Source organism: Chlamydiota bacterium (genome assembly GCA_016178055.1).
Taxonomy (GTDB): Bacteria; Auribacterota; JACPWU01; order JACPWU01; family JACPWU01; genus JACOUC01.
In genome coordinates this window covers 1-7,520 of sequence record JACOUC010000072.1, presented here as the reverse complement: position 1 = coordinate 7,520, position 7,520 = coordinate 1, and the positions used below count along the sequence as shown (strand labels likewise).

General features: G+C 40.8%; 7 protein-coding genes. All 7 read right to left on the bottom strand.

Features of this window, described 5'->3' with window-relative positions:
• Positions 1–1,547, bottom strand: a 1,547-nt coding sequence (locus HYS07_10650; GenBank protein ID MBI1871632.1) for a HAMP domain-containing protein, incomplete at its 3' end; no start/stop codon positions are given.
• Between the two features lie 254 nt (positions 1,548–1,801).
• Positions 1,802–3,244 (bottom strand): PilZ domain-containing protein, encoded by a 1,443-nt coding sequence (locus HYS07_10645; GenBank protein ID MBI1871631.1) that lies wholly within the window; start codon positions 3,242–3,244, stop codon positions 1,802–1,804.
• A 131-nt stretch (positions 3,245–3,375) separates the two neighbouring features.
• Positions 3,376–4,932 carry a geranylgeranyl reductase family protein gene (locus tag HYS07_10640; GenBank protein MBI1871630.1) on the bottom strand — a complete coding sequence of 519 codons (1,557 nt, stop codon included), beginning with the start codon at positions 4,930–4,932 and terminating at the stop codon, positions 3,376–3,378.
• Between the two features lie 66 nt (positions 4,933–4,998).
• Positions 4,999–6,066, bottom strand: coding sequence for a hypothetical protein (locus tag HYS07_10635; GenBank protein ID MBI1871629.1), 1,068 nt, complete (start codon positions 6,064–6,066; stop codon positions 4,999–5,001).
• 287 nt (positions 6,067–6,353) lie between these two features.
• The gene (locus tag HYS07_10630) at positions 6,354–6,650 is read right to left on the bottom strand and encodes a type II toxin-antitoxin system RelE/ParE family toxin (protein MBI1871628.1); all 297 of its coding nucleotides are present in this window, start codon (positions 6,648–6,650) and stop codon (positions 6,354–6,356) included.
• Positions 6,647–6,862, bottom strand: coding sequence for an addiction module protein (locus HYS07_10625; GenBank protein MBI1871627.1), 216 nt, complete (start codon positions 6,860–6,862; stop codon positions 6,647–6,649). Before HYS07_10625 ends, HYS07_10630 begins: the two co-directional genes overlap by 4 nt.
• Before the next feature lie 300 nt (positions 6,863–7,162).
• Positions 7,163–7,520: HAMP domain-containing histidine kinase (locus tag HYS07_10620; GenBank protein ID MBI1871626.1), on the bottom strand; the 358-nt coding region annotated here is incomplete at its 5' end.

The following is a 7,520-nucleotide window of genomic DNA, read 5'->3' as shown; positions in this document are numbered from 1 at the left end:
TTGAGAAGCCGAAGCGCATTGTGATACATCATATCGAGATGGACATCTTTTGAACCTTTAAACTCTTGAACCTTTGAACTTTCGTCATCCTTTGATCCTTGGCTTTTTTCATCCTTTGAACCTTTGAACTCTTGAACTTTTGAACTTTCGTCGTCGTTCATCATCGTCTCTAATGGCGCCAATATCAACGTAAGCGGCGTCCGAAGCTCATGCGAAACATTGGCGAAAAATTCTGTCTTGGCACGGTCGAGCTCTTGGAGTTTTTTGTATGATTCTTCAATCTCCTGCTTACTCTTCTCAAGTTCCTTGGTACGGTCTTCAACTTTATGCTCCAGGTTCTGGGTAAGCTCATACAAAGCATCTAACATATCGTTAAAAGCATGTCCTAAAAACCCTGTTTCATCATTTTGTATCGCTAATGTCCTCTTAGACATATCGCCCTTTTCAATATTGCTAATCACTTTCATCATTGATTTGATAGGCTTCCCAATAGAACGTGACAACAAAAGTGTTAGAGCAATAGATATCATCAATACTGCTGTCGTTATTCCAATAATGTGAGTACGGAGATTAATAGCCAATTGATAAGATGTTCCTGACACTGAAACCATTTTTACAAAAGCAGTTATTCCTATTAGCGTAGCAGTTAAGACTACAATAATCAAAAAAGGGATTAATAATTTCATACGAATGCTTAAAAGAACCTTGGGATCCCCTTTTAATTCAGGAAAGAGGCGATATAAACAAGAAGATACGTTCTCTAGTTTATCTTCAATAATAAAATAGTTAAAGAGAACAGCCGTCGTAATACCTAGAATGCCCCCTATAAAAATGTGCCCAGCAGCAAGATTTGGAATATCAAAGACGATTTTAAGATATAGAACAGACGGTCCAATAATAGTTAATGGTGGAAAAATTGCTTCGATAAGAAAACATTCAAGACTATAGCGTGCGGCCTTCCATCTTGCTCGTTTAACTTCTTCACCAACAGGCCTCTGATTACAATCTACTTTCTGTATTATCTTCTTTATTGGGAATAACCTTACTATATGCCATATCGCAGTATAGGTAATGGCAATAAAGATACAGATTGTAGCTACCATACCAAAATGTTGAAACTCAACGTTAGTTAACCCAGCATTCGCACCAATATAGTAAATAGTCAAAACTCCTAGCAGGAAACTCGGGAAAAATCGTGTTAATACAATTGTGTATACCAGTTTCCTAAAATCTAACATCAAAGGAACTGGCTTGGATGCTTGACGATAAAAGACTTCTCGGATAGGACTCATGGCTTTTTCATGAAAAAAATAGTTAACTAAAACAGTAATAGACGTAAACATTAATCCACCAAGTAATAAATAAATGGTGAAGAACATTGGAAAATGATAATGCCACCTTGTATACAATAAGATTCCCAATGGTGCAGTCAGAAAAACACTAACCGTTTCGAAAATAACTCCTCTTAAAGAAAAGTTACGAATAGATTTTTCTACTCTTCCTTTCTCTAATAAATCACTATCTGCCAAAGGTTCATTTTTCTTCAACCACTTCCTTATATCGCGACTTATAAAAAGGTGAAATACAAAGGTATAAACTAACAATATCGCAACTGAACACCACGCAACGAACTGGAAAACATCGGCTTGTCGATGATTTAAACTGGACGCAATGATAATAAAATTTATCGCGATTAAAGATCCCGCTAAACTGGGCACAAAACGTGTAAAAAGTATAACCACAGCAAAATATAAGGACTTGTTTCTAATATGATCGAACAAATATTGAAATACTTTTGTCATTATTCCATTACCTTGCTTGCCCAATACATTTGAAGAAATGTCTCTAGACCACTTAAATAACTACTCATATTCACCGAACAAATACTTCGAGAGATATCTTTAATTGACGTCCAATGACAAAACCACTCATACATAAGAGACGCTTCCGTTGCTGAAGTCCTGATTTTACCTATTACAATATCTGCGTTACTTTTCAATAATTCTTGATAGGTCAGCACCTTGTCATCTAGTGCCTTAGCAACAACACCACTCGTCCAGTCCCCCTTATAAACTTCTCTCTCCCACGTTGTTATCCAATTAGCGATTCGGCACATGGCCTGAGCTTTCCATGCAATGTTTCTTAATTTCCCAACCTCGGACACATCAAAATCCAAGGAACACATAAGATCAATCATAACATCAATGACTACATTGATATTATAACCTTGATAAAGAAACGCTTCTTGGTAGTTAATTGGATATCTATATTCATTTACTATTTCCGCATATGATAATGATGATGCCAGTTGCTGAAAATCGAATAATAAAAGAGGCGAAAATTCAAAAAATCTCGGCATTTGTTGAAAATTATCATTCAACAATACCCATATTTTGTTCAAAATCTGAGCCGTAGCTTTTTCTTTACCTCGTAAACTACCCATCTTGAGTGGCTGATTCAAAAACAGAGAACCCAGAATCCTGTGTAGTAACTTCTTATTCCCAATTCCATCTGCCAAGTCATCCGTCAATATAGAAAGGAGAAAGCCTAATAACTTGGTGTTACTAGAAAGACCCTTCCACTCTTGTGATATACATGGTAACGTCGTCCTTACCATAGCTTGATAACACCACTTCCACACATATGAAGGCCTCTCACAGATAGTCTCAACACTCTTGATCAAACCATGAAGAAAATAAGGTAGTTTAGTACTATCAACATCTTGAACAATATCTCCTAACTTTCTTTGATCCGACAATAACTTCATTGGAAAGAGAACATCTGAAGAAATGGTACCTCTATTTTGCAAATTAAAGAAAAGATACTTTACAAACAATCGACGCTGGTCATTTAGTTGAGTATATCTAAGACCTAGAAGGGTATTCCCACTCTCAACATCCTTGTGCCATTGAACACAACAAGGAACGTCCATTCCCAACGAAAAATTATTGAAGGTAATTCTGATATTCTCCGTACCCGATTGAAGTGGTAAAGTGGAGGCCTTGATTCTCAAACCACTCTGGCTAAGATCCTCAACCCACGCAAAAAGTTCTTCAGAGCTATCTCGATCGATACTTATTTTAAATTGGCAAGACACCCTAAAAGATTGCCTTTGCTCCTGAGAAAAAGACAGAATATGTTCCTGACTATTCCCCGTACGGGGCATGATAACATCATGATTAATAGGAACAAATTCTTCTTTTTTAAGAAACGTATCGGAAACAAGAGAATTAGTAGAAACCATATCTTACTCCCCTGAAGACGGAAGAGGGAACGCTGTTAACTAATTAATTTTCCCCCTTTTTCACTATGCTCCCTCCACTTTTACAGTTGTCTCTAAAGTGCACCTTGTTGCCTAAAACAATTTTTTTAAGCTCATTTAGTACGATCCAAATCACATATAAAATGAAGAAGTTTATTTTGTTGTTCGTATTTAACATTCTGAAATTTGACTCCGAGTTGATACTGGCCGGCAGATCGAGAGACCCCCTTTGACCAGACTATTTGCCCATCGTATGTTGAGGGGGTTACTCCTTGAGTGTTTTTCAGTGTAAAAGTTATATGAGACTTCTTTGGAAGAAAATCAGCAAAGAATCTCACGCCAGCTAAACCAATGTTAATGGCTCTAAAGACGTGACCATCTGCATAAGATTCAAGGGCGCAAGGGACGCGAGGATATTGACGGTTATCGAAAGTTGCGTGATCTTTAGGCAGAATATTGTCTGGCAAAAATAATCGAACCAAAAAAGACGGCGAAAAAAGGGCGCGCTTTGGTTTACTGTGACCTATGACACTACCAAGGTACTGCGCTACCATAGAGCTACTGATCGCTCGTCTAACAAGAAAGTTCGCCGCTGCAGGATAAACCAACATCCTCTGAAGGAAATAGCCCAACCGGAAATCACTTCCGAATTCTTTAATGAGTCGCTGACGGTAAATAGCCAAATCTTCTTTGGCAGTTTTACCTTCTGATAATGCATCAAAGGCAACATTTGCAGCAATCTCTCCACTCTTTAAGGCATAATATATTCCTTCACCCGTAGTTGGATCAATTAAACGTGCCGCATCACCAACCAGCAATACGGAATCATCAAAACAACGTCCAAACTTCGATCCAAGTGGCAACGGCCATCCCCTGATCTCCGAGATAGCTCGACTTCCATGAAGCCTGTTCTTAATAGGATAATGACTTTGGGAAACCTCGTAAAAAATACTTTTCAAATTGCCCCCAAGTTTTTGAAGCTCCCGTCGCGTCGTGATTAACCCAATATTCGCTGAACGTTCACCTGTTGGGAATATCCAAAAATAACCTGGCGTAGTCTTAGAAGAAAAATGGAGTTCGATATTACGTTCTAAACTACTAACATCGTCAAAATAACCTCTGATTGCAACCATCTCATGTTTGTAGTCTTTTTCAAAAAGTCCAAGAGTACGGGCCACCGCGGAATGCGCACCATCGGCACCAATAAGAAAATTTGACGATAACAAGCGACCATCAGATGATCTCACTTGCCATTTCTGACTGTGACTAGCATCCTTTATGATTGCGTCGACACAAAAATTTTCAAAGCCAGTAGCACCACATTGAAAAGCATTACGAAAAAGGAGTTCGTCAAAGGAATTTCGTGGAACAATGTAACCGATTGAGCCATCAACCCACTTTGCGGCACGAACCTTAAACTGATTTCCATTGGGAGATGATACTGTGATTGCCTCTATCCTATACCCAAGCCTAGGAATCTCATCGAAAACACCAAGTCTTTCAACAATATCAATGGCTGGAAACGGAACACCATCTCCGCATACCTTGTCTCTGGGATAAGAGGCCTTCTCGACTAATGCGACCTTCAGGCCCTTTTTAGCTAAAAATGTTGCGGTAGACGAACCGCCAGGTCCCCCACCGACAATGATTACATCAAAATGGTTTTTCATACGATCTTCTGTAATCCTTCCTACTGTGGACGAAGGGACGTTGTTAGCCAATTACCTTATCTTCCCTCACTCCACCCTCGCCTCAACAGCAATCTCTCCACCCCTCGGCGTAAACTTCACCGCGTTATAGACCAAATTGAGAATCACCTTCTCCATCTGATCGCGATCAAACTCCGCTTCCAAGTCTTCTGAGGCGTTAAACTCGAGCTTCAGACCTCTCTCATCCGCGAGGGGTTGGACGGAGTCTTGAATCTCTTTCAAGAATGGCGCCACTTGTACTGAAGAAAGATGAAGTTCCATTTTCCCCGCGTCAATTTTAGATAGGTCTAAAAGCTGATTCACGAGCTTCAAGAGCCGAAGCGCGTTGTTGCGAATAACCTCCACATTTTTTTGCGCTTCACGCTTCACGCCCCACGCTTCACCCTTTTTTATCACCGATTCCGCCGGCGCCAAAATCAACGTCAATGGCGTCCTCAGCTCATGTGAGATATTCGCGAAGAATTGGTTTTTGAGTTGGTCGAGCTCTTGGAGTTTACGATTGGAATCTTCTAAGTTAGCTTTGGCCAAAAATTCTCGCCAGCGTGATTGATAGGCTAGGAAGGTCGCAACAACTGCCACGAATGCTGTCGACCCCAAAAAGAGATTATTATTGACAAAGGCTGGCCAATTCCCAATGTCATCAAAGATTAAAATCGGAATCAAGTAGAGAAAGTGAATTATTGTGCCACAGATGATCGAATATCTAGGTTCCCATCCAATCATAAGGCCCATTCCCAAGATGACGAGACTCAATCCAGCATAGTAGCTCGTTTCATAACCCAGGAAACGGATCATGGCGGCAATCATGAGAGCAATAGAAAAAACCATGGCCATGCCTAAGAAAGCGGAGAAACGTTTGAGATAAAAAGTCGCAGCGACAATGATGACGAGAAGAGACACTGTCACCAGCCTAAAAGCCATGAAAAGGGTAAAGAACCGTGGAGCCGTTACAATATCCAACAGCCCAAAGAGAGGAATTAAAATGCACCCAATGACAGCCAGCGCCCTTGTTCCTTTGATGACAGTGTCTCTCGTCTCTTCTTCAAATCGCTTCACGAGAAGGGGGGATAGGGATTGTGGTATGGATTTTCCCAATGTTCTTCTGGAAAACGACAAAAAAGGGAGGCGAACTGCCCTGAAGGGTAGCAAAAATGGCGAAAAAATACTCCTTAGCCACACCATCGATTTCTCCCCCGGCCGCGAAACCGTGCTCTGGCTTCCTGACATTCCCGATAAAATCTACACTTATGCTGCTTTCAAAATATGACCTACTTCTTTGAGGCTCATCCTATGACCTATAACCAAATCACTCTTGATTCTAAATTCTTCATCAACCACCCTCTTCACAATATCTTTACCCTTACAGATTACACAATCCATATTTATCTCCTCACCCTCTCTATCCAATAGCCAGGCCTCCTATGAAAATGCGCAAAAGCTAAAACAACCATCTCCTTTTCCTGAACAGAATAAAGAATCTTATAAGGAAATTTATGGACCAGATAACGTCGCACCTCCCTTTCTTCCATTGGCCATCCTAATGGAAATTGCTTGATTCGCAATAGCGACTGCCTTATCTCCTGCTCAAAACGTCTCCCAAGACCTGCTTGTTCAATCTCATAATATTCCTTTGCTTCATCAAACTCTTGCTGGGCAAGTTTGGCAATGATAATCTTCATGTCATATTTGTTCCAAACATATCCTCAAAAGATACTGTCTCCAGTTTTCCGTCCTTGTAAGCCTTCAGCCTTTTCTCAGCTTCCTTTGCCCAGGCCTGTTCAATCACAGGGTCCGGAATGTCCAGACTTTTGATTAAGGCTTCAATCACAATAAATCTCTCCGCTGGCTTTAAATGCAAGGCCTCTTGAACCAATTTCCTGGCAGGTAACATAACGACCTCTTTATAGAATCAAATTTAGAACTCTCGAAACTCGACGAACGCGATTTCTGAGTTGAAGCGCTTTTACTGCTTCTTTACCTGATACATTCGTAATCTCGCCACTCGTATCCCATTATACTGCTACAACAATAGATCGGACATTTTTCTTTTTGTAATTAAGAATTCGAAACTTGTTAAAATAGAAATAGGGGACGTAGTTAACTTGTTAACTTAACTTTTCCCTTTTCCTTCCTACTTCACCCCTGCCGTCACCACAATCTCCCCACCTCTGGGAGTGAATTTAATCGCATTTTAAGTGAGATTCAGCATCACCTTCTCTATATGATCCCGATCAAACTCCGCCTCTAAATCTTCTGGGGCGTTAAATTCAAGCTTGAGGCCTTTCTCATCCGCGAGGGGTTGGACGGAGTCTTGGATTTCTTTTAAGAAGGGCGCAACTTGAACAGAACTGAGATGTAACTCCATTTTCCCAGCGTCAATTTTGGAGAGGTCCAAGAGCTGATTCACGAGCTTCAAGAGCCGAAGGGCGTTATGGCGAATGACCTCGACATTTTTTTGCGCCTCATGCTTCACACCCCACGCTTCGCCCTTTTTGATCACCGATTCCGCCGGCGCTAAAATGAGCGTGAGCGGCGTCCTGAGTTCATGC